At 62.3% G+C, this 21,434-nt stretch carries 20 protein-coding genes; 8 read left to right on the top strand and 12 right to left on the bottom strand.

The features are described 5' to 3' along the window. Positions 1 to 6 precede the first annotated feature (6 nt). A complete protein-coding gene (locus tag IGS61_RS26645) occupies positions 7 to 330 on the bottom strand; it encodes a hypothetical protein (RefSeq protein ID WP_230542338.1) in 324 nt (107 codons plus the stop codon). 222 nt (positions 331 to 552) lie between these two features. On the opposite strand from IGS61_RS26645, the gene IGS61_RS26640 reads away from it, so the two are divergent. After that, a complete protein-coding gene (locus tag IGS61_RS26640; RefSeq protein ID WP_230542337.1) occupies positions 553 to 744 on the top strand; it encodes a hypothetical protein in 192 nt (63 codons plus the stop codon). Between the two features lie 54 nt (positions 745 to 798). On the opposite strand, the gene IGS61_RS26635 is transcribed toward IGS61_RS26640, so the two are convergent. Both IGS61_RS26635 and IGS61_RS26630 read right to left on the bottom strand, forming a co-directional pair. Next, positions 799 to 1,626: a class I SAM-dependent methyltransferase gene (locus IGS61_RS26635; RefSeq protein WP_230542336.1), complete on the bottom strand. Its 828-nt coding sequence runs from the start codon at positions 1,624 to 1,626 to the stop codon at positions 799 to 801. Between the two features lie 88 nt (positions 1,627 to 1,714). Then, positions 1,715 to 2,371 carry a pyridoxamine 5'-phosphate oxidase family protein gene (locus tag IGS61_RS26630; RefSeq protein WP_230542335.1) on the bottom strand — a complete coding sequence of 219 codons (657 nt, stop codon included), beginning with the start codon at positions 2,369 to 2,371 and terminating at the stop codon, positions 1,715 to 1,717. Positions 2,372 to 2,476: 105 nt separating this feature from the next. On the opposite strand from IGS61_RS26630, the gene pdxR reads away from it, so the two are divergent. After that, on the top strand, positions 2,477 to 3,982 hold the full coding sequence (pdxR, locus tag IGS61_RS26625; protein WP_230542334.1) for a MocR-like pyridoxine biosynthesis transcription factor PdxR: 1,506 nt from the start codon (positions 2,477 to 2,479) through the stop codon (positions 3,980 to 3,982). Between the two features lie 31 nt (positions 3,983 to 4,013). Continuing rightward, positions 4,014 to 4,619 (top strand): imm11 family protein, encoded by a 606-nt coding sequence (locus tag IGS61_RS26620; RefSeq protein ID WP_230542333.1) that lies wholly within the window; start codon positions 4,014 to 4,016, stop codon positions 4,617 to 4,619. Between the two features lie 29 nt (positions 4,620 to 4,648). On the opposite strand, the gene IGS61_RS26615 is transcribed toward IGS61_RS26620, so the two are convergent. The 8 genes from IGS61_RS26615 to IGS61_RS26580 form a co-directional block, all read right to left on the bottom strand. Further along, positions 4,649 to 5,428 (bottom strand): spermidine synthase, encoded by a 780-nt coding sequence (locus IGS61_RS26615; protein WP_230542332.1) that lies wholly within the window; start codon positions 5,426 to 5,428, stop codon positions 4,649 to 4,651. Positions 5,429 to 5,487: 59 nt separating this feature from the next. Then, entirely contained in the window at positions 5,488 to 6,012 is a 525-nt protein-coding gene (locus tag IGS61_RS26610) for an FxDxF family PEP-CTERM protein (RefSeq protein WP_230542331.1), read from the bottom strand. A 238-nt stretch (positions 6,013 to 6,250) separates the two neighbouring features. Further along, the gene (locus IGS61_RS26605) at positions 6,251 to 7,567 is read right to left on the bottom strand and encodes a sensor histidine kinase (protein WP_230542330.1); all 1,317 of its coding nucleotides are present in this window, start codon (positions 7,565 to 7,567) and stop codon (positions 6,251 to 6,253) included. Between the two features lie 14 nt (positions 7,568 to 7,581). Next, on the bottom strand, positions 7,582 to 8,928 hold the full coding sequence (locus tag IGS61_RS26600) for a sigma-54-dependent transcriptional regulator (RefSeq protein WP_230542329.1): 1,347 nt from the start codon (positions 8,926 to 8,928) through the stop codon (positions 7,582 to 7,584). Positions 8,929 to 8,956: 28 nt separating this feature from the next. Further along, on the bottom strand, positions 8,957 to 10,195 hold the full coding sequence (locus IGS61_RS26595) for an ABC transporter permease (protein ID WP_230542328.1): 1,239 nt from the start codon (positions 10,193 to 10,195) through the stop codon (positions 8,957 to 8,959). Positions 10,196 to 10,223: 28 nt separating this feature from the next. After that, positions 10,224 to 11,546 (bottom strand): ABC transporter permease, encoded by a 1,323-nt coding sequence (locus tag IGS61_RS26590; RefSeq protein ID WP_230542327.1) that lies wholly within the window; start codon positions 11,544 to 11,546, stop codon positions 10,224 to 10,226. 9 nt (positions 11,547 to 11,555) lie between these two features. After that, positions 11,556 to 12,272, bottom strand: a complete 717-nt coding sequence (locus tag IGS61_RS26585) for an ABC transporter ATP-binding protein (RefSeq protein WP_230542326.1) — start codon at positions 12,270 to 12,272, stop codon at positions 11,556 to 11,558. Between the two features lie 34 nt (positions 12,273 to 12,306). Continuing rightward, on the bottom strand, positions 12,307 to 13,572 hold the full coding sequence (locus tag IGS61_RS26580; RefSeq protein ID WP_230542325.1) for an efflux RND transporter periplasmic adaptor subunit: 1,266 nt from the start codon (positions 13,570 to 13,572) through the stop codon (positions 12,307 to 12,309). 207 nt (positions 13,573 to 13,779) lie between these two features. Here IGS61_RS26580 and IGS61_RS26575 point away from each other — a divergent pair, with 207 nt between their 5' ends. Beyond that, a complete protein-coding gene (locus IGS61_RS26575; RefSeq protein ID WP_230542324.1) occupies positions 13,780 to 15,345 on the top strand; it encodes a MutS-related protein in 1,566 nt (521 codons plus the stop codon). Positions 15,346 to 15,353: 8 nt separating this feature from the next. On the opposite strand, the gene IGS61_RS26570 is transcribed toward IGS61_RS26575, so the two are convergent. Continuing rightward, positions 15,354 to 17,264 (bottom strand): phosphoethanolamine transferase, encoded by a 1,911-nt coding sequence (locus IGS61_RS26570; RefSeq protein WP_230542323.1) that lies wholly within the window; start codon positions 17,262 to 17,264, stop codon positions 15,354 to 15,356. A 425-nt stretch (positions 17,265 to 17,689) separates the two neighbouring features. Here IGS61_RS26570 and rpsL point away from each other — a divergent pair, with 425 nt between their 5' ends. The 4 genes from rpsL to IGS61_RS26550 form a co-directional block, all read left to right on the top strand. Beyond that, a complete protein-coding gene (rpsL, locus tag IGS61_RS26565) occupies positions 17,690 to 18,073 on the top strand; it encodes a 30S ribosomal protein S12 (protein ID WP_010394376.1) in 384 nt (127 codons plus the stop codon). A gap of 152 nt (positions 18,074 to 18,225) precedes the next feature. Continuing rightward, the gene (gene rpsG, locus IGS61_RS26560) at positions 18,226 to 18,696 is read left to right on the top strand and encodes a 30S ribosomal protein S7 (RefSeq protein WP_010394377.1); all 471 of its coding nucleotides are present in this window, start codon (positions 18,226 to 18,228) and stop codon (positions 18,694 to 18,696) included. A gap of 108 nt (positions 18,697 to 18,804) precedes the next feature. Next, positions 18,805 to 20,910 carry an elongation factor G gene (fusA, locus tag IGS61_RS26555; protein ID WP_230542322.1) on the top strand — a complete coding sequence of 702 codons (2,106 nt, stop codon included), beginning with the start codon at positions 18,805 to 18,807 and terminating at the stop codon, positions 20,908 to 20,910. Positions 20,911 to 20,982: 72 nt separating this feature from the next. After that, the coding region (locus IGS61_RS26550; protein ID WP_230540312.1) for a GTP-binding protein at positions 20,983 to 21,434 on the top strand (452 nt) is incomplete at its 3' end.

The raw sequence follows: 21,434 nt of genomic DNA, 5'->3' as shown, positions 1-21,434 counted from the left end.
GCCTGGCTACAAAAACCGCAGCGTCGCCTGCGGTTTTTTTTCGCCGCTTACCATGCAAGTGCGCGGCAGAATGGCGGCAGGCCGGTTTTTATTGTTTGAAACTGGCCAAACAAGAAACGTTATCTTGTTTTCTTGTTTGCGTATTTGGTAACTTTCTTTGGTGCTACTATTTTTATGCGCTATACGTCTATCGATAGATGGAGGTTGGCGGCTGGCGTTCTGCCCTGGTTTTTTATAACGATGAACTTTTTTTGCTAACGGGATAAAAATGATCAATTTCAAGAAAGCCGTATTTGTCTTCTGTGCCGCTGTCGGTTTCGCCGGTGCCATCAGTTCGAGCGCATATGCCTTGCCTTCGCGTGAAACGTGTGAAGAGGCACGTGATTCCTGTCTCGCCGATGGTAATGAAAACGACTGCGCGCTGGTGCGTCGCCTGTGCGGCGTGTACGGTATCCACGTCTGAGCGTGTCGCTACCTGCTTGCACGCGCTATTGTGATCTTCCAGTTCAATAGCTTTTAGATTGGCTCAACTTTTTCAGAAACTGAATAAAAATGATCAATGCAAAAAAAGCCGTTTTTCTGTTCTGTACTGCCATCGTTTTTGCCGGCGCCTTGAACACCGCATACGCGCAGCCTACCTACGGTGAATGCGTGCAGGCTTTGATTGAGTGCACCGAAGCCGGTATCGGGAAGCAGTGTACGTTCGTGTCGCGCTATTGCGCGGTGTATGGCTTGTTTATCTAGGATAGCGTTTGAAGCAGCGCTGGCGGCGCGCCGTATCGGCCCGCCGCCATTTTTTCAATGCTTGACGAACTTCAAGGTCATGCGGTCGCTCTCGCCGATGGCCGTGTACTTGTCGCGTTCCACGTCCTTGTTGGCGTAGGTGGGCGGCAGGGCCCAGACGCCGCCCTGATGGTCGGCATGGTCTTTCGGATTGGCGTTGATCTCCGATTTGGCCGCCAGCTTGAAGCCTGCGCCTTCGGCCAGCTTGATCACGTACGCTTCGTGCATGTAGCCGCTGCTGGCCGTGGCATCCTGCACCTTGCTGGCCGGCAGGCGGTGCTCGACGACGCCGAACACGCCGCCCGGTTTCAGGCTGTCATACACTTGCTTGAACAGGATTTGCATGCCTTCGTCGCCGATTGGTATCCAGTTGTGGATATTGCGGAAGGTAAGCACCATGTCGGCCGTGCCCTTGGGCGCGATGCGGTAGGTGGTGGGCGGGGCGAAGGCGCCGATTTCCACCTTGCCGAAAGCGGCCGGGTTGGCGTCGAGTTTTTGCTGGAAGCGCGCCGCGCCACGGCGTGCGCCTTCGCTGGCGGACTGCGGGTCGTTGCCGGCCGCGATCAGCTTGCCATGCTCGCGCAGGTAGGGCGCGAGGATCTCCGTGTACCAGCCGCCGCCCGGCGCCAGTTCCACCACCGTCATGCTCGGCTTGATGCCGAAGAACGTCAGCGTTTCATACGGGTGGCGGGCGCCATCGCGCGTGACGTTGGCCGGCGTGCGCGCACTGCCGGCAATGGCCGCCTTCAGGGCCGCATCGCCCGTGTCGGCTGCCAGCGCCGCGCCGCTGCCGCCGCAGGCCAGCATTGCCGTCAGGGCCGCGGCCAGGGATACTCGCTTCATCATCATATGCTCCATGCGTGATTGGATCGGTTGGTGAATTGGTGGCGATCGCCATCAATGCCGATCATCGGGCAAGCACGCCGGACGGTCAAGCGGATTCCGTGCTCCAGGCGGCGGCATACGCGGGCAGGTCGCTGGTGTTGAGCGCATCGGCGATGGCCGCGCCACGGCCGTGCGTAAACGGCAGTTCGCCCGTCCAGACGGCATGCGCCATGTCGCCAGCGTCGTCCAGCGGGCCCCCTTTGCGCTGCTTGACGGCGCATTCCTCGAGCGCGATGCGCAGCACTGTGGTGGCCGCGTATTCCTTGGCGCTGCCGCCGCGCACGTGCGCCAGGCGTCCCGGCGCCAGCTTTTCCATCAGCGCATCCATGGCCGCATGCTGCTGGCCGATATCGCTTACTTTCTTGAACTGCCCATAGATCATCGCCGAGCGGTAGTTCATCGTGTGGTTGAAGGCGGAGCGCGCCAGCACCAGAGCGTCGAGATGGGTCACCGTCACGCAGACGTCGCTATCCTGCAGGCGCTTGAGCATGCGGCTGCCGTTCGAGCCATGGATGTACAGGTGGCCGTCAATGCGCCAGCAGGCGGTCGGGATGCAATGGCTGCCCTTGTCGTCGTGGAAGGCGATATGGCACAGGTAGGCGGCATCGAGGATGGCGTGCACGGTGGCTTGCTCGTAGCTGGCCAGTTCGGCGACGCGGCGCACGCGGGTACGGGGGCTGGGAGGCAGGGCGGTAGCGGTCATGGCGGAAGTCCGGTTGGTTGAAGAAGCAGGCCGCACTATAATCGGCATCTGGCCCTGAAAAAAGATCCAGACCTGATGAATAATTTGGAGCCACAAAGGAGGCGCATGGATTTTGCTTTGCTGCTGGGCGCGTTCGAGCGCACGCACCGCGAGCGGGGCTGGCCGCGCCAGCGCCTGCTGCATGAATGCCTGCGCGCGGCGATCCGCGGCGGCCAGCTGGCGCCCGGCACGCGGCTGGCCGCCACGCGCGTGCTGGCCGCCGAACTGGGCGTGGCGCGCAATACCGTGTTGTACGCCTACGAGCAGCTGGCCAGCGAAGGGTTTGTTTTGCCGGACCGGCGCGGCACCGTCGTCGCTGGCAGCGCTGGTGCGGCGTTGGCGCCGCCGACCGAAGGCAACGAGGATGGCCTGTCGCGCCGCGCCCGGCATTTGCGCGGGGTGGCGGGACAGGATGTGAATGCGGCGCTGGTGTTTCCCGCCGACGCCATGGGGGCATTCGCGCCCGGCGTGCCGGCGCTCGATGAATTTCCGCTGGCGCAGTGGCGGCGCATGCTGGACCGGGCGTGGCGCGCGCTGACGCCGCGCCAGCTCAATTATGGCGACCCTGCCGGCGAGCCGCAGCTGCGCATGGCCATCGCCGAGCATTTGCGCGCCGCGCGCGGTGTCGTCTGCGATGCGGGCCAGGTGTTCATCACGGACGGTACGCAAAGCAGTCTCGATGTCTGCCTGCGCGCCTTTGCCGACCAGGGCGATACCTTGTGGATCGAGCATCCCGGCTATGGCGGCGCGCTGGCGGCGGGCCGTGGCGCCGGCTTGCAGGTGACGGGCATCGCCGTCGACATGGAAGGCATCGCGCCGACGGATCAAGACTGGCGCGATACGCCGCCGCGCCTGATCTATACCACGCCGTCGCACCAGTATCCGACGGGCAGCGTGCTCAGTCCCGCGCGCCGCATGGCGCTGCTCGAACACGCGCGCGCGGCGGGTGCCCTGATCATCGAAGACGATTACGACAGCGAATTTCGCCATGGCGGGCCGCCCCTGGCTGCCATGCAGGGACTGGTGGCCGACGCGCCCGTCGTGTATCTGGGCACCTTCAGCAAGACCATGTTTCCCGCTTTGCGCCTGGCCTTTATCGTCGTGCCGGCGGCGCTGGCCAGGGCCTTCGCGCAGATGCAGGCACAGGGCGCCGCACGGGGGCGCGTGGCCGAACAGCTAGCGCTGGCCGAGTTCCTGCGCAGCGGCCTGTTTGCGCGCCACGTGCGCCGCATGCGCAGGCTGTATCGGCAGCGCCGCGACGCCTTGAGCGAGGCCCTGCAGCGCCATGCGTGCGCGGGCGCGGCCATCCATGGCGGCACGGCCGGCATGCACCTGGCGCTGCGTTTTCACGATAGCGCATGGGATGACCTGGCACTGAGCCGCCGCGCCGCGCAGGACGGCATCGTGGCGCTGGCGCTGTCGGCGCACGGCACGGGGGACGGGGCGGGCTGGAACGGTTTTCTGCTCGGTTATGCGCAGGTGCCGGCCGAGAACATGGATGGCCTGGCGCGCCGCCTGGGCGCAGTGCTTGCGCAAGCTGGCGCGGCTGGACAGGCGAAGTTGGCACAATAGGCTTTTGCCAAGCCGCGGAAGAGGACTGCCCATGATACTGAGCTGGAAAGCCCCGATTTATTACAATGACAAACTCACCGGTTCCTACGACAAGGAACGTGGGTCGTATGAGACGGCTGGCTCGAACTTCGACTACCTGAACCTGCTGCAGGGGGCGCCTTTCCCGCCCGGCATGGACAAGCCACCCGTGCATTTTGTCTGTCCCAGGGAGCGGCTATTGAAATATGACTGTCTGTGGCTGCCCGGCGAGGTGCCGCTGGTCTCGGCCCGCCTGGCTGAGTTCCTCGCCGGCGCCGCCGGCCAGGACATGCAATTGCTCGCCCCCGCCTGCATCATGGCGGGCGGTGAAGCGGTGGAGCAGCCGTTTTACATCGTGAATGCGACGCAACATATACAGGCGGTGGACCTCGAGCGTTCAGTCGCGGAAAAGGATGACAAGGGCAACATCATCTACTTCACGAGCAGGTTTTTCCGCGACGATGCAATGGCGCCCAGGCAGATCGCCAGGGATGCGCAATCGGGCGACCTGTTGATTTCCAGCCAGCTCGCTGGCCTGATGACGGCCGCGCGCTTCAAGGGCGACAGGAAGCTGGGATTTTATCGCGCCGAAGGAAGATGGGAAGAGGTTCCTGAATGAGATCGCACGGGCGCCGCGCCTGATGGGGTTTAATGTTGGTCCTGCATCCACTGCTTCAAGCCGTTGACCCAGTTCTTGGCGGGCAGGTTGAACTGTTTCTTGATGGTAGCGGCGCGTTCATATAAATCGCTGAAGTCGAGCGATGGCGATTTTTTGAAGGCCAGCACGACGATGTTTTCATCTTCCATTTCCGGCACCCAGACGACGGCGTCGAACACCAGTTCCATCGCCTGCAAGTTCTTGTCGTAGTTGGGGAAGTCGCCGAAGACATTCGTGCACATGATGCCGTCGTCCGTCAGGCAGTCATAGCAAGCCTGGTAGAACTCGGGCGTGTCGAGCACGGGGCCGCGCGCATCCTCGTCGTACAGATCCACTTGCAGCGCATCGACCGTGCCGTGGTTGGCGGGGTCGAGCACGAAGTCGAGCGCATTCATTTCGCGCACGTCCAGGCGCGCATCGTTCGGCGGCAGTGCAAACTGGGCGCCGCAGATGGCGATCACGTTTGGATTGAGTTCGATGGCCGTGACCGTGGCGTCGGGAAAGCGGCGGTAGCTGAATTTGGTCAGCGCGGCACTGCCCAGGCCCAGTTGCACGATGCGTTTTGGCTGCGTCTTGAACAGCATCCACATCATCATCATCTGCACGTATTCGAGTTCGATGGCATCGGGTTTATCCAGGCGCATGGCGCCTTGCACCCACTTGGTACCCAGGTGCAGGTAGCGGATGCCGCGGTGCTCGGTGGTGGTGGCTGGCGGGTGTCCAGGGTGGCTGAAAGCGGTGTGGCTGGTGGAGGTAAAGTCGGTCGTCATGGCGGCAGTTTAGCAGCCGGCTGAAAAAAAGACGCCGCAGCGTCTTTTGGGAGGGGAGCTCAAGATTGCTTGCGGCGTCGCGCCAGGAAGCCCAGTACGCCCAGGCCAGCCAGCAGCATGCCATACGTTTCCGGTTCGGGAACCGGGGCCAGGTTCAGGTTGAAGGTGCCGCCATAGCTGCCGCCATTGCTGCTGCCCATGACAGTGAGAACCATGGGACCGTTGAACAGCAGACTGGTTTGCGCCAGTATTTCGCCCTGGGCATAGCCAAAGACGGTGGGGCCGCCAAAGCCCGTCAGGGCGATGCCGTTCAGGTTGGCTCCGCTGAAGTTGATGGCGGAAGCGTCGCTGCCCGTGACCGACAGGTTGGCCAGGAAGGCTTGCGCGGTCGAGCCGAAAGTCGCATCGGGTGTGAAGGTGAAGGTATCGGTAAAGTCGCCGAGCGGATTGGGCGTGGCGTTGAAGCCGCCCGTCCACAGGTTGCCGGTGGTGTTGGTCAGGTCCACGTTGTACGCTGTTGCCTGCGCTACGCCGATGGAAGCCGCGCTCAAGAGTGCTACTGCGATGAGTGATTTCAGTTTCATGTTTATCCCCGCGAAAAAACGATTAATGTTTCAAAAAAACCGTACCGCTCAGATAAATTATCGCCAGGATATTTCATTGTCAATGAGCTATTTTTATATCATTGTGCAAACTTAAATAGCTTATTCCTAACACACGGGCATAGTGCTCGTGATGTTGCAATATTAAAAACTCTAATTATCAATATAATACCGAAAAATAATTGCGCAGTATGTGATGGAAAAATCGTTGCGCCAGTAACTAATTTCTGTCCAGCAAGGGAAGAATCAGTGTCACCGCCAGGCCGCCACCCTCGCGGTTGGCCAGGGTGATGCGTCCGCCATGCGCTTCGGCGATTTCGCGCGCCAGGGCCAGGCCCAGTCCCGTGCCGCTGCGCTTGGTGGAATAAAACGGCACCAGCGCGTTTTCCAGCACGGCGCCGCTCATGCCCGGACCTCGGTCGCGCACTTCGATGCGCAACTGCCCTTGTGCCTGGCTGAGGTGCAGGCCGATATGTTCCTCCCGCGAGCCTGATTCCAGCGCATTCTTGAGCAGGTTCAGCAGCGCCTGCTGCATTTGCGCCGCATCGAACACGGCCGCCTGCGCGGGCGGCGGGCCGTCGAGCGTGAAGGCCGCTTGCGAGGCCAGGCTGGCGAGGAAGGGCTGCCATTCGCATGGCGCCAGGCGCGGCGCGGGCAGCTTGGCAAAGCGCGCATAGCCGAGGATGAAAGTTTCCAGATGGCGCGTGCGCTCTTCGATGGTGGCGAGGATTTGCGGCAGGCGTTCCGTCTGGCCGCGGCGCACCAGCTCGGCGCCGGAATGGGCCAGCGAGGCCAGTGGCGCCAGCGAGTTGTTGAGCTCATGACTGATGACGCGGATGACTTTTTTCCAGGTCTGCACTTCCTGGCGCCGCAGCTCCAGCGTCAGCTGGCGCAGCAGCAGCAGCTCGTGCTTGCGCCCGTTCAGGCTGAAGCTGCGCCGCGCCAGGTGATACACCTCTTCCTGTTCCCCTTCGCCGCTGGTAAACAAACCGTCGTTGCGGCGCGCGAGCGCTTCGGCCAGGGCCGGTGCCGCCTCGCGCACGATGTCGGCCAGGTGGTGTCCCTCGAGCCGGCGGCCGTGGTGCAGCAGCTGGCGCGCGGCCAGATTGGCGTAGACGATGGCGCTGCCTTCGGCCACCAGCAGCATGGCCACCGGCGTGTTCTGCACCATGGTGTCGAGCAGCAGTTCGCGCTGCACCAGGTCCAGGCGCTGCTTGCGCAGCACGTCGCCGAGCGCATTGTGGGCCGCCACCAGGTCGGCCAGTTCATCGTTCTGCGGCCAGCGCAAGCTGAAGCCGAAGTCGCCGTCCTGGTAGCTGGCCACCGTGCCGCTCAAGGCGCGAAACAGCGACAGCATCGCCTGCAGTTGCGCGCGGATGGTAATGACGGCCACCGGCAGCACGCACAGCAGCGTAGCCGCCAGCACCAGCAGCGGCTGGCCTGGCAAAAAATGCGCGAGCAGCAGGGCGATGATGATGCCCAGCACCAGCAAGGTGACGATCAGCGCCGTCCAGCGCGTGAGCAGGGAGAGGCGCATGCGACGGTAGGCCATCAGCCGCGCGCAATGCCCAGGCGCTCCATGCGCCGGTACAGTGCCTGGCGCGACAGCCCCAGTTCCTGCGCCGCCTGCGCCACCACGCCGTGCGCGCGCGCCAGGGCGGCGGTGACGCTGTCGCGGTCCGGTTCCGTGCCGGCGCCATCCTGTAGCGTGCGCGGCGCCGTCGCCAGCGGCAAGCCGAGTTCCTCCGCGCGGATCACCTTACCTGCCGCCAGCAGGCTGGCGCGCTGCATGACGTTTTTCAGTTCGCGCACATTGCCTGGCCAGCCGTGCGCCAGCAAGGTAGCCTGGGCCTGGGCGTCCAGCGTGTTTTCGCTGCCCAGGAAGTGGCGCGCCAGCACCAGGATGTCGGCCGGGCGCTGGGCCAGCGGCGGCAGGCGCAGTTCGATCACGTTCAGGCGGTAGAACAGGTCTTCGCGAAACGTGCCGGCCTTGATCATCGCGGGCAGGTCGGCGTTGCTGGCGCTGATGACGCGCACTTTCACTTGCCGCTCGCGGTTCGAACCGAGGCGCTCGAAGCGTCCCGTTTCCAGCACGCGCAGCAGTTTCATTTGTCCGGCCAGCGGCAGGTTGCCGATCTCGTCGAGGAACAAGGTGCCGCCGTCGGCCGCGTCGAACTTGCCGTCGCGCGCGCGGGTGATGCCGGTGTAGGCGCCCGCCTCGGCGCCGAACAGTTCCGCTTCGATCAGCTCCACGGGAACGGCGCCGCAATTGAGCACCACGAAGGGACCGCCGGCAACCTGGGAATTGGCTTGCACGATGGCGGCGATGCGCTCCTTGCCGCTGCCGTTCGGCCCCGAAATGAGCACGGGCACGTCGGCCCGCGCCACCTGGCACGCCAGGTGCACGACTCGTTCCGTGGCCGGGTCTTGCCACACCATGCCGCGCAAGTCGAAATCGTGTTCCAGGACGTGGCGCTGGCGCTGCTCTGCCACCACGCGCTGGCGTAGCGCGCGGTTGGCCTGCCCCAGTTCCAGCAGGTTCTGCACGGAAGCGATCAGGCGCCGGTCATCCCATGGCTTGGCCAGGTAGTCGGCCGCGCCGGACTTGATCAGGTCGACCGCCGCGTCGAGCTGGGTCCATGCCGTCAGCAGGATCACGGGCAGGTCCGGGTAGCGCGCGCGGATGGCATGGAACAGCGCGCCGCCTTCCTCGCCCGAGGTGGTGTCGGCCGTGAAGTTCATGTCCTGCACCACCAGGTCGATGGCGTGGCGCTCGAGCAGGCGCAGGCCCTCCTCGGGCGAGGCGGCGCGCACGGCGTCGATTTCGTGCAGGGAGAACAGCACGTCGAGCGCGATGGCCACGGCGGCATTGTCGTCAATAATCAGTACGGTAGGCATGCGCGCAGCATATCACTCAGGTGCCGGCTCAGGTACTGCGGGTGGCAGTGGCGGGCGAAATACTGGCCGCGCGCCATGCCGGGCCGTACACGGCGCCCACGCCCAGCAGCCAGAACACGAGCGCACCGGCCAGCAGATACGCGGGCGGCAGGCGCGCCATTTCCAGCTGGCTTACCAGCAGCTGGTTCAAGCCCAGTGCCAGCAGCACGCCGCACGCCACGCCGACGCTGGTGATCATGAAATTCTCCGTCAAAAAATAGCGCAGGATGTCGATGCGGCGGGCGCCCAGCGCGCGCCGCACGCCGATCTGCTTCCTGCGCTGCGTCACCCACAGGCTGGCAATGCCGACGATGCCGCTGGCCGTCACCAGCAGCAGCAGGGTCGAGACGCTGATCAGCATCCAGGACAGGCCCTGGTCGGCCCGGTAGCGTGCCTTGCGATGCTGTTCCAGGGTGTCGGTGGTTACCAGCAGCCGGTCCGTGCTGGAAGTGCGGATGGCCTGTTCCGCCTCCTGCATCAGGCGGTCACGCTGGCCAGGTTCTGCCCGCACGGCGTACATCAGCAGGCCGCGCCCGCCCGTCAGGCGCGCCGGCAGCAGGGCCGAGTATTCGCCGCGCGGCTTGGTTTGCGCTCCCTGGGTCTGCAGCCGCTCGACGACGCCCACCACGCGCAGTTCCGGGTCGTCCGAGCCGGTGCCCTGGTACAGCGTCTTGCCAACAAAGCTGGCCTCGCCGGGCCAGATCTTTTGCGCCGCCGCCCGCGTCAGTATCAGCACCTTGGGAGAACTTTCATCGACGTCTTCGTTGATCTCGGGCACCTCGTCGGGCCGAAAATCGCGCCCTTCGACCAATTGCAAGCCATACGTTCTGATCAGCGAATCGGGACTGACATAGGTGGACACTTCGGCGCTGGCCGAGGCCTGGCTGCGCTTGGCCGACATGCTGGTGATGTGACCGGAGCGTGACAGCACCGCCTGAGACGTTTGCGCCACCGACATCACGCCCGGCATTGCGCGCAGAAGAGCCGCCTGGCGCTTCTGTTCGGCCAGCTGGCGCTCATGGCTGCCTCGGTTGAGGTTCTGGATATTGACGTAAAAAACGTCGCTTTCAGCTGCCACGCCGCTGGGCCGCGCGGCGACGGCCTGGCGTACGTTGACGATATACAGGGCGTTGGCCAGGATGGCCAGGCTGATCGCGACCTGCACCGCCACCAGGATGGCGCCGGTTTTGCTGCGCATCAGCGCCGACAGGATGGGACGGATTTCCATGCTGGACCTCATGTTGGGGAAAAGGGTTTCATTGGGATTTGAGCTGGATCGCCGGCGTCACCTGGCAGGCGCGCCAGGTGGGCAGCAGACCGGCGAGCAGGGCGGCCAGCACCGACATCGAAAACGTCAGCAGCAGCATCGGTATGTCCATGTGCGCGACGGTGCCCAGGTCTTCCGATTGCTTGCTGACCACGGCCAGCGCGCCAAACGCCAACAGCAAGCCCAGCACGCCGCCGGCCAGACCGATCACCGTGGTCTCGATCAGGAACTGGCTGAAGATGTCGCGCCGGGTGGCACCCAGCGCGCGGCGGATACCCACCTCACTGGCACGCACTGAGAATTTTGCCAGCAAGAGACCGATGGTATTGACCAGGCACAGCAGCAAAAAGCCGAACGCCAGCCAGGCCGCCAGCTTGTTGTCGTTGTCGACTACCTGCAAAAAGCTCATCCATTCGTTCAGGTCGTACAGGCGGTTCGGGGCGTTGCGTTTCATGCGTCCCAGCTTGCGCTGCTCGCCCGCATAGGCATCCAGGTACTGCTGCAACTGGCCACGCTCGCCGCTGCTGGCCATTTCGAACCAGAACTGCAGCCAGGTGCAGCCCGAAGCGAGCCTGCCCTGGTAGCCGGGTGCGTTATTGTCGCCGTTGCAGCTCATGCCGCCATCGTGCTCGGTTTCGTGGCGGATGGCGCTGGCAAACGGGATGAAGAATTCATCCTCCGGGCCGAATGCGCCCTTGCTGCCGATGATGTGATGGGCGCGTGGCACCACATCCCAGGTGGCCAGCACGCCCGTCACCATGTAGGGCCGGCCAAGCACCGTCACGCGCTGGCCGACCGGATTGGTGCTGCCGACCAGCTTTTCGGACAGCGCGCGGCTCAGCACGATCACGTCGGCGCCGCTGGCGTCGTCGGCTTCGCTCCATGGCTGGCCGTACAGGAACGGCGGCTCGAACATGGCAAAGAAGTCGCGCGTGGGCGCCATACCCTGCGCATTGAAGACGCCGATATCCTTACGCAATGGTTCGACCGGGCCGGCCACGCCGTACATGACGGTGCGGCGCACGCCGATTTTGCTGCGCATGAAATTGCGCGCGTCGATATAGCTTATCTGCGACTGCGAAAAGTTGGGCTTATCACCGGGGACATAGCCTTTCAAGGGCAGGATGTCGATTATCGGCACGAACAGGCGGTCGCTCTTGTGCGGCAGCGGATCGCCCGACATGGCGTGCAGGATGGTGACGGTGGACACGCTGGCGGCCACGCCGACGGCCAGGGTCAGTACCATCAGCGCGGTCAGGGCGCGGTTGCGGCGCAGGCTGCGCAGGCCCAGCGTGAAATAGTAGCGGAACATGGTCTCTCCTTACGCGGTCACGGCGTGCTGCGGCCTGGCCGACAGCGAGGCGCGGTGCTGCACCAGGTCCGACACCTGGCCGTCGATGATGTGCACATTGCGCTGGCTGCGCAGCGCCAGTTCCGGATCGTGCGTGACCATCAGGATGGTGGTGCCCTGCGCATTGATTTCTTCCAGCAGTTCCATCACGCCGCGCGCCATCTGCGTGTCCAGGTTGCCCGTCGGTTCATCGGCCAGCAGCAGCTTGGGGGATCCTGCCAGCGCGCGTGCGATCGCCACGCGCTGCTGCTGGCCGCCCGACAATTCAGCCGGATAGTGTTTCATGCGGGAGGCCAGGCCCACCTTGGCCAGCGCCTCCTCAATGCGCTCCTTGCGTTCGGCGCGGTTGAAACCCCGGTAGCGCAGCGGCACGTCGACATTGTCGAACAGCGACAGGTCGGGGATCAGATTAAAACCCTGGAAGATGAAGCCCAGCTTTTCATTGCGCAGGCGCGAGCGGGCATTGTCGTCCATGCCCCTGACGTTGACGCCGTCGAGGATGTATTCGCCGTCGGTGAATTCCTCGAGCAGGCCGGCGATGTTCAGAAAGCTCGTCTTGCCCGAGCCGGACGGCCCTGTGACGGTGACGAATTCACCTTGTTGTACGTGGATGTCGAAGCCGCGCAGCGCGTGGGTTTCGATCATGTGGGTGCGGTAGACTTTGCTCAGGTTGTGCATGCGCAGCATGGCGGGGCCTCTTGTGGGGTGAGATGAGTGAGATTCAGTTGAGCGAGACGCGGGCCGCGTTCTCGAAGTTTTCCGTGCCGGCGACGACCACCTTGTCGCCCAGCTTCAAGCCGTCGAGGATTTCCACGACCGCTACGCTGGTTGCGCCCAGTTTGATCGGCGTGCGCATCGCCACGCCATCGCGTACGACGTAGGCGAAACGGCCGCCTTCGGCTTCGACGAAGGAGCCGCGCGCCAGCATCAGTACACCCGGTTTTTCATCGATCAGCAGGCGCGCCGCCACGCGCTGGTTCTGGCGCAGGCCGGCCGGCTGCGCGCCGTCGAAACGCACGCGGGCCAGCACTTGGTTCTTCACCACTTCGGGCGACAGCGCCGACAGCCTGCCGGTCGCCCGGACGACGCCCGTTTCGATCTCGGCGCGCATGCCCAGGCCCATGTCGGCCACATAGGTTTCCGGCACTTCAAGCTCGACTTCCAGCTGCGACAGGTCGACCAGGGTCATCAGCGCGGTATTGGCTTGCACCACGCTGCGGTTGGCCACCGACAGGGTGCCGATGAAGCCGTTGACGGGCGCGCGCACGGTCAGCTCGTCGACCCTGCGCTGGGCGTTGTCGCGGACGAGGCGCTGGCGTTCCAGTTCGTTGACCTTGGTCTTCAGCGCCAGGGTCACGTCTTCGCTTTCCAGGCCCGCCGCCTGCGACGCGTGCTTGCTGCGGATATCGGCGGAATTCAAGGCATCCTTCGCCTTCTGGTAATCGATCTTGGCGATGATGCCCACCTGCGCCACACTTTCATAGCGTTCGAGCGTGCGCTGCGCGGACAGGCGCTCGATCTCGGCCGTGTCGGCTTCACGGCGCGCCAGCAGTTTCTGCTTCTTGGCCAGGATCTGCTGGCGCGCCACTTCCGCCTCCAGCTGCTGCACGCTCGACTGCTCGCGCTTGAGGGCGTCGGACAGATCAGGCGACTCCAGCACGGCCAGGATGTCGCCCTTTTTCACCGTGTCGCCCGCCTTTGCTTTCAGCGTGACGGTGGCCACCGTGGTCGAATATAGGGTGGGGCTGATCGAGGCGACCACGCGGCCCGTGACGGCCGCGTCGCGGATCAGGGTGCCGCGCGTGACGTCGGCGATGCGCAGGCGGCTGGCGTTGACGGAATGCTCGCTGTTGCGCCAGCCGGCAACGACCGCGACGGCGGCGCCGATGACGATGACGGCGCCGGCCAGCAGCAGGGCGCGTTGCTTGTGGCGCTGGCCCGGCGGGGCGGACAGTACGGCGTCTTGAGAGGAGGTATCGCGGATCATGGTCATGTCTCGTGAAGGATGACTTTTCCAATGCACGATCCATGCCAATGATTAAGTCATTGATTTGAAAGGGAAAAAATTCGGGCGTCCGGTTGTCCGTTGTGTCCGTGCCGTCCGGCATGTCCGCGGGCACAGGCGGCACTTGATAAATTGGCAATCGCCTGCATCTGCTGTGGCATTCCCTTCATCGACTCCTCCGCAGGCGCCATGCATCCGTTCCTCCAGCAACTTTTCCCTGCCAGCGCCTTCGAGCCGGCGCTCGATTATCCTTTCGCGCGCAGCGACGTGGCGATGCTGCAGCGGCTGACGGGTGAGGCGCCATCGCTCGATGGCCAGACCTGGGACGAGCTGCTGCTTGACCAGTATGCGGCGCAGCTGGCGCGCGAGACCAGCATCTTCGGCCAGCAGGAGCTGCACCGGCGTCTGAGCGGCGGCCAGGCCGATCCCGCCTCTGTCGCGCGCGTCCGGCGATTGCTGGACGACCCGGCACAAGTGGCCAGCCTGGAGCGCGCCTGCCTGCCCTTGCGCCAGGCCGATACAGAGGTGAGCGAGACCCTGTTCGGCGCGGCGCTGGCACCGGCGCCATGGTGGAGCGCCTGGCTATGGCTGGTGCCGCTGGCCCTGTTGCTGGCCATCGCCGCCGCCTGGCTGGTGGGCTGGCCGGCGCTGTTTGGCGTGCTGGCCGCCTGTGTCGCGCTGATGGCCGTACAGGTGCGTTTTTACGAAAGCGCCAAGCAATGGGAGCGCACGCTCGATACCTTGCGCCTCCTGCTGAAAACCCGTGCCGCGCTGGCGCGGCTTGATGGACCGGCAGCCTTGCCATGGGCCGCCGGCGGCGCGCAGGCGGCCAGGCTGACGCGCGCCATCGAGCGCTCGCTGCTGCACTACGTGCCCTTCATCGATACGGTACTGGTCGAATATGGCGACTGGCTCCTGCTGAAAAACATCAAGCGCTATTTCCGCACGCGCCAGTTGGTGGCGCAGCAGCTGCCCTTTCTGCGCGACAGCTTCACCCAGGTGGCGCAGCTGGAAGCGGACCTGGCGCTGGCGCGGCACCTGCGCGCGCTTCCCGTGTTTTGCTGGGCGGGCACCGCGGCGCCGCGCTCCCTGGCCTTGCAGGGCATGCGGCATCCACTGCTGGCGAACGCCGCGCCGCTGTCGTTCGGCGTGCAGGGCAAGGGGGGCTTCATCTCCGGACAGAACGGTATCGGCAAGAGCACCTTGCTGCGTTGCATAGGCTTGAACCTGGTCTGCGCGCGGGCCTTTGGCTTTTGCCATGCGCACAGCGCCGATGTGCCGCGCCTGGCCGTGTATGCGAGCATGCAGAACGAGGACTCGCTCGATGGCGGCGAAAGTCTGTACATCGCCGAATTGCGCCGCGCGCGCGAATTGCTGGCGTTGGCCGAGGAGGGGGCGCCGGCGCTGTTCCTGATCGACGAGATTTTCCGCGGCACGAACCACCTCGAATCCGTGGCGGCGGCTGCCGCCGTGCTGCATACGCTGGCCGCGCGCCACCTGGTGATCGTCTCGTCGCATAACCTGGTGCTGGGACCCTTGCTGGAAGACTGCCTGGCGCCGTGGTGCGTGCGCCGCGATGACCGGGGCGCGTTGCTGCTGGCGCCCGGCGTGTTGCAAGCCACCAACGGCATCGCCCTACTGGCGCAGCGCGGTTTTGACGCCGGCATCGCGGACAAGGCCGGGCGCGTCTTCGACTGGCTCAGCACGCACATGGCGCAACCGGCCGATTGTAGCGGCGTGCTGGAACGAGCCTGAGGGCGCCCTTATTTTTCCTGTTTTTCCGGCGTGCTCTTGTCGATTACTTCGCGGCAATCGCCGCGGATGATGGCGTTGTCGTAGTTGGTCCAGCCGTAGCTGTCGACGTAGCGCTTGTGCTGCTTGAAGCGGGGGCTGGCGATGCTCCATTCGGGTTGTTCGCCGGCAAAGCGGATGTCGCCCAGGTCAAGCAGGGTGTGGAACATGTTTTCCGTCGACAGGCGCGCCTTCTGATGGCGCTGCAGCTGCGTCACCTTGTCCGGATAGTGCTGCTGGAATTGCGCTGAATACCAGACGAAGGCGGGCACGTGGAATTCGAACTGCGTGTTGTGGCCGTGGAAGGCCAGGCGGCAGGTGCCGTCGTACAGGGTCTGGCCGTGGTCGGCCACGTAGACGAGCGAGCTGCGCAGGGCCGTGCGCTGGCCATCGTCCTTCAGCATGCCGATCACGTTCGACAGGAACCAGTCCGTGTACAGGATGGAGCTGTCGTAGCTGTTGTTCAGCTGCGGTTTGATGGCCGTGTCCGTGTAGACGGGCTTGTCGACGCCGAACAACGATGGCTGCCACTTGTCGAACGCCTTCGGATAGCGCTGGCTGTAGTTCCAGTGGCTGCCCAGTGTGTGCAGCACGATGAGCTTTTTCGGCGCCGGGTCGGCCAGCGCGTTCCTGAACGGGTCGAACAGGATCTGGTCGAAGTTCGAGTTGTTGGTAAAGCCGCCCAGGTTCAGGAATTGCACCACGTCCGCTTCCTTGGCAAATACGGACACGGGCGTGTCGAACTGGCCGAACGAAATCTGGTTCGACAGCCAGTAGGTCTTGAAGCCCGCTTCCTTGTAGGCCGTGAGGAAGGATTTTTCCGAGAAGCCATCCTTGAGGCTTTGCGTGGCCGGCTTGCGCGAGATGATGACGGGCACGGACAGGCGCGTGGCGGAAACGGCCGTGATGACGTCGGCCAGCGGCACCAGGTTGCTTTCCTGTTTCAGCAGGGGATTGGTGTCGCGTTCGTAGCCGTTCAGGCTCCAGCGGTCGTAGCGCGACGATTCGCCGATCACCATCACCACCACTTCCGGATGGGGATCGGGCTGTTGCTGGTGCGCGCCGAAACGGAAGCTGCTGCTTTTCTGTCCCAGCTCGGCCAGGTACCGACGTTCCTTGTAGAAATCGAAGCCGCGCGCGGCCAGGCCGAAGGGCCAGGAATTGCTGATGGTATCGAAGGCGTAGGGCAGGCGCGCCCAGTGGGGCAGGCTGGGCCAGTTCAGGCCCGTCTCGTCGGCACCGGCGATGCTGGCGTTCTCCGGCTTGCTGCTTTCCTCGTCTTCTTCGGCCGTGTCGTCGTCGGCCGAACTGGCGTCGCCGAAGCCGGAGGCGCCCGCCTTGCCGCTGGCCTTGGCCGATACCGGGGCGCTGTGCACGGCCTTGGCCTCGAAGCCGAATTCGTAGCCATACCACCAGAAGCCGCCCAGCAGGATCAGCAGCACGAAGGCGGCCGGGCGCGTCTTGCCGCGCCAGTCGAGGTCGCGCGTGCGCGTGGCCGCATACCAACTCAGGGCGCACCAGGCGATCACACCGAGCATGACGGCGCCCATCAGCCATACCTTTTGCCCGAGGAATTCCATCGCTTCCTTGGGGCTGGTTTCGAAGATGATGCCCAGGTGGTGCGTGGAAATGCCCTGGCCATAGAAGATGAACAGGTAGATTTCCGTCGGCAGGGCGAGGAAGGCGGGCACCAGCAGCCAGTGGAAGTAGGCGGGGCGCTTGAATACGCTCCAGACGGCCAGCCAGGCCAGCAGCTCGAAGGTGAGCATTTGCCAGGGATGCTCGAGCGCGCGTCCCAGCAGTGCGGGGATGAAGGGCACGGCCGTCAGCAAGGCATACGTCAGGAGCAGGAACAGATTGGCGGGGCGAAGCAAGGAGCGCATAGGGAAGGGCAGCGAAAAATGTCCGCTATTATCAATCCTTTTGTTGTCTTGCGGTCATACAAGAATGCGTGCGTCCGCTACTTGGTCGCAGGGAAAGAGTGTCAAATCATTAAGCGCCATGCGGCGGCGGCATCCGCGCGGAGCGGCTAAAGATTAGTCAAAATGCCACAAAAGTGCCGTTTTTTTGCCTTTTTTTATAGCAAAAAGCGGTAAACTGATTGACCCCCTGTAACACAAGGTCTAAACTAGCGAGTTCTCGATTTTATTCTGCTCATCGTTTACGTATTGCTTGGCATTTCATGGCCGCTCCTTATCGAGTGGCTGCGGGCGCCTCCGGTGCGCAGGAGATGAAAGCGGGACGAGGTTTTAGTCGCCGGGCATCTTGCCCGGGTTATTAATCGTAGTTTTTTGTTGGATTTATAACGATGCCAACCATCAATCAATTGATTCGCAATCCACGCGTCGCTTTGACCGTGAAGAGCAAATCGCCGGCGCTGGAAAACAGCCCGCAAAAACGTGGCGTCTGCACACGTGTTTACACCACGACTCCAAAGAAGCCTAACTCGGCTCTGCGTAAAGTCGCTAAAGTTCGCCTGACCAATGGTTTCGAAGTCATTTCGTACATTGGCGGTGAAGGCCATAACCTGCAAGAGCATAGTGTTGTGCTGTTGCGCGGCGGCCGCGTCAAGGATTTGCCGGGTGTGCGTTACCACATGGTTCGCGGTGCCCTGGATACCCAAGGCGTTAAAGACCGTAAGCAATCGCGTTCGAAGTACGGTACCAAGCGCGCTAAAGCAGGCAAGAAGTAATAAGTTGTACGCAGCAAACCCAAGTTTCGCTCAGTGGCAACTAGCTAAGTGAATGTAGTCGACCGCATCTGGTCGAGTAAGTGGAAGGCTATGATGGTCGTCCGCGAGTGTGCGAAGAACGCGCGCTCAACTGAAGATTGAAAGGAATTGATATGCCACGTCGTCGTGAAGTACCCAAGCGCGAAATTTTGCCAGATCCAAAATTCGGCAACACTGATGTCGCTAAATTTGTAAACGTGCTGATGCTGTCCGGTAAGAAATCGGTTGCAGAAAACATCATCTACGGTGCTTTCGAGCACATCGCAGCAAAATCGGGTAAAGATCCACTCGAAGTTTTTGCTACCGCAATCAACAACGCCAAGCCGCTGGTTGAGGTGAAATCCCGTCGCGTCGGTGGTGCAAACTACCAGGTGCCGGTCGAAGTTCGCCCAGTCCGTCGTATGGCTCTGTCCATGCGTTGGTTGCGTGAAGCTGCTAACAAGCGCAGCGAAAAATCGATGCCACAACGCCTCGGCGGTGAGCTGATGGAAGCGGCTGAAAGCCGCGGCGGCGCGATGAAAAAACGCGACGAAGTCCATCGTATGGCTGAAGCGAACAAAGCGTTCTCGCATTTCCGCTTCTAATATAAAGCCAGCTACCGCAAGGCGGCTGTCAAGCATCTGTTGTTCGAGGCCGGGCTCATTTTTGCAAAAAAATGCTGCTCGGTTTTGTCCATTCATTTAGGATTAATTATGGCCCGCAAGACCCCCATTGAGCGCTATCGTAATATCGGTATCTCCGCTCACATCGATGCAGGTAAGACGACCACGACCGAGCGCGTCCTGTTCTACACAGGCGTGAACCACAAGCTGGGCGAAGTCCATGATGGCGCTGCCACCACCGACTGGATGGCACAAGAGCAAGAGCGCGGTATCACGATTACCTCGGCTGCTGTTACGTGCTTCTGGAAAGGCATGGCTAACAACTTTCCAGCTCACCACATCAACATCATCGACACCCCAGGCCACGTTGACTTCACCATTGAAGTGGAACGTTCGATGCGCGTGTTGGATGGCGCCTGCATGGTTTACTGTGCAGTCGGCGGCGTGCAGCCACAATCGGAAACGGTATGGCGTCAGGCTAACAAATACAAAGTGCCACGTCTGGCCTTCGTGAACAAGATGGACCGTACCGGCGCCAACTTCTTCAAGGTCTACGATCAGATGCGTTCGCGCCTGAAAGCCAACCCAGTACCTATTCAGATGCCTATCGGCGCTGAAGACCTCTTTACCGGTGTTATCGATCTGGTCAAGATGAAAGCCGTTATCTGGGACGACGCTTCGCAAGGTATGAAGTTTGAATACGGCGAAATTCCTGCGAACCTGGCCGCTGAAGCTGCCAAGTGGCGCGAGAACATGGTTGAAGCCGCTGCTGAAGCGTCGGAAGACCTGATGAACAAGTACCTGGAAGAAGGCGACCTCTCGGAAGAAGAGATCAAGGCTGCCCTGCGTCAGCGTACCATCGCCAGCGAAATCGTTCCAATGTTGTGCGGTACCGCCTTTAAAAACAAGGGTGTACAAGCCATGTTGGACGCGGTCATCGAGTACCTGCCATCGCCAATCGACATTCCACCTGTCCCAGGTCTGGACGAGGACGAGCAGCCGGTCGAACGCGCAGCTGACGACAACGAGAAATTCTCGGCGCTGGCATTCAAGATCGCAACCGATCCGTTCGTCGGTCAGTTGTGCTTCATCCGTTGCTACTCGGGTACCCTGAATTCGGGCGACTCGGTATTGAACTCCGTGAAGCAGAAGAAAGAGCGTATCGGCCGTATCGTGCAGATGCAGGCGAACGAACGCGAAGAAATCAAGGAAATGCGCGCTGGCGACATCGCCGCCGTTGTGGGTCTGAAAGACACCACCACGGGCGATACGCTTTGCGACGACAAGGCAAGCGTGGTTCTGGAGCGCATGGTCTTCCCTGAGCCGGTGATTTCGCAAGCGGTTGAGCCAAAAACCAAGGCCGACCAGGAAAAAATGGGCCTGGCGCTGAACCGTCTGGCAGCAGAAGATCCGTCGTTCCGCGTGCGTACCGATGAAGAATCGGGCCAGACCATCATCGCCGGTATGGGCGAGTTGCATCTGGACATTATCGTTGACCGCATGAAGCGCGAATTCAACGTTGAAGCCACCGTCGGCAAGCCACAAGTGGCTTACCGCGAAACGATCCGTAAAGTGTGCGAAGAGTCGGAAGGCAAATTCGTCAAGCAATCGGGTGGTCGTGGTCAATACGGTCACGTGGTTCTGAAGATCGAGCCGCAAGAACCGGGCAAGGGCTTCGAATTCGTTGACGCGATCAAGGGCGGTACCGTTCCTCGCGAATACATCCCTGCAGTTGAAAAAGGTGTGCGCGACACGCTGACTTCGGGCGTGATGGCTGGCTACCCAGTCGTTGACGTGAAAGTCACGCTGTTCTTCGGTTCGTACCATGATGTTGACTCGAACGAAAATGCATTCCGCATGGCCGCTTCGATGGCATTCAAAGATGGCTGCCGCAAAGCATCGCCAGTCATCCTGGAGCCGATGATGGCCGTGGAAGTGGAAACGCCGGAAGACTACGCCGGTACGGTGATGGGCGATCTGTCGTCGCGTCGCGGCATGGTGCAAGGCATGGATGAAATTGCTGGCGGTGGCGGCAAGATCATCAAGGCCGAAGTACCTCTGTCGGAAATGTTCGGCTACGCTACGTCGTTGCGTTCGTCGACCCAAGGTCGTGCGACTTACACGATGGAATTCAAGCACTATGCTGAAGCACCTAAGCATGTGACTGAAGCAATCGTAAGCTCGAAAGCTAAGTAATAGAAGTTCCGGGCCGGCTTTCACGAGAATGCCGGTCCCTACATTTAAATCATTGTTCTAAGGAAGAATAAAATGGCAAAAGGTAAATTCGAACGGACCAAGCCGCACGTCAACGTCGGCACCATCGGCCACGTCGACCACGGTAAAACCACGCTGACCGCTGCAATCGCAACGGTTCTGTCGAAGAAATTCGGCGGCGAAGCCAAAGCATACGACCAGATCGATGCGGCTCCAGAAGAAAAAGCGCGCGGCATCACGATTAACACCGCCCACGTTGAGTACGAAACGGAAACCCGTCACTACGCACACGTTGACTGCCCAGGCCACGCCGATTACATCAAGAACATGATTACCGGTGCTGCGCAGATGGACGGCGCGATCCTGGTGTGCTCCGCAGCTGACGGCCCAATGCCACAGACCCGCGAACACATCCTGCTGGCCCGCCAGGTTGGCGTTCCATACATCATCGTGTTCCTGAACAAGTGCGACCTGGTCGACGACGCAGAGCTGCTGGAACTGGTAGA

This window comes from Janthinobacterium sp. FW305-129, assembly GCF_020858115.1.
In the GTDB taxonomy this organism is placed as follows: Bacteria; Pseudomonadota; Gammaproteobacteria; order Burkholderiales; family Burkholderiaceae_D; genus Janthinobacterium.
The sequence above is the reverse complement of the archived record's forward strand: the minus strand, read 5'-3'. Positions and strand labels throughout refer to the sequence as shown.

What these genes read in the sequence shown, in the direction of transcription:
- IGS61_RS26640 (WP_230542337.1), top strand. Translation starts at nt 553, where the DNA reads ATGATCAATGCAAAAAAAGCCGTTTTTCTGTTCTGTACTGCCATCGTT.
- fusA (WP_230542322.1), top strand. Translation starts at nt 18,805, where the DNA reads ATGGCCCGCAAGACCCCCATTGAGCGCTATCGTAATATCGGTATCTCC.
- IGS61_RS26620 (WP_230542333.1), top strand. Translation starts at nt 4,014, where the DNA reads ATGATACTGAGCTGGAAAGCCCCGATTTATTACAATGACAAACTCACC.
- IGS61_RS26590 (WP_230542327.1), bottom strand. Translation starts at nt 11,546, where the DNA reads ATGTTCCGCTACTATTTCACGCTGGGCCTGCGCAGCCTGCGCCGCAAC.
- IGS61_RS26595 (WP_230542328.1), bottom strand. Translation starts at nt 10,195, where the DNA reads ATGGAAATCCGTCCCATCCTGTCGGCGCTGATGCGCAGCAAAACCGGC.
- IGS61_RS26575 (WP_230542324.1), top strand. Translation starts at nt 13,780, where the DNA reads ATGCATCCGTTCCTCCAGCAACTTTTCCCTGCCAGCGCCTTCGAGCCG.
- IGS61_RS26630 (WP_230542335.1), bottom strand. Translation starts at nt 2,371, where the DNA reads ATGACCGCTACCGCCCTGCCTCCCAGCCCCCGTACCCGCGTGCGCCGC.
- IGS61_RS26600 (WP_230542329.1), bottom strand. Translation starts at nt 8,928, where the DNA reads ATGCCTACCGTACTGATTATTGACGACAATGCCGCCGTGGCCATCGCG.
- IGS61_RS26580 (WP_230542325.1), bottom strand. Translation starts at nt 13,572, where the DNA reads ATGATCCGCGATACCTCCTCTCAAGACGCCGTACTGTCCGCCCCGCCG.
- IGS61_RS26635 (WP_230542336.1), bottom strand. Translation starts at nt 1,626, where the DNA reads ATGAAGCGAGTATCCCTGGCCGCGGCCCTGACGGCAATGCTGGCCTGC.
- pdxR (WP_230542334.1), top strand. Translation starts at nt 2,477, where the DNA reads ATGGATTTTGCTTTGCTGCTGGGCGCGTTCGAGCGCACGCACCGCGAG.
- IGS61_RS26645 (WP_230542338.1), bottom strand. Translation starts at nt 330, where the DNA reads ATGGCACCGGCGAAACCGACAGCGGCACAGAAGACAAATACGGCTTTC.
- IGS61_RS26610 (WP_230542331.1), bottom strand. Translation starts at nt 6,012, where the DNA reads ATGAAACTGAAATCACTCATCGCAGTAGCACTCTTGAGCGCGGCTTCC.
- IGS61_RS26615 (WP_230542332.1), bottom strand. Translation starts at nt 5,428, where the DNA reads ATGACGACCGACTTTACCTCCACCAGCCACACCGCTTTCAGCCACCCT.
- rpsL (WP_010394376.1), top strand. Translation starts at nt 17,690, where the DNA reads ATGCCAACCATCAATCAATTGATTCGCAATCCACGCGTCGCTTTGACC.
- IGS61_RS26570 (WP_230542323.1), bottom strand. Translation starts at nt 17,264, where the DNA reads ATGCGCTCCTTGCTTCGCCCCGCCAATCTGTTCCTGCTCCTGACGTAT.
- IGS61_RS26585 (WP_230542326.1), bottom strand. Translation starts at nt 12,272, where the DNA reads ATGCTGCGCATGCACAACCTGAGCAAAGTCTACCGCACCCACATGATC.
- rpsG (WP_010394377.1), top strand. Translation starts at nt 18,226, where the DNA reads ATGCCACGTCGTCGTGAAGTACCCAAGCGCGAAATTTTGCCAGATCCA.
- IGS61_RS26605 (WP_230542330.1), bottom strand. Translation starts at nt 7,567, where the DNA reads ATGCGCCTCTCCCTGCTCACGCGCTGGACGGCGCTGATCGTCACCTTG.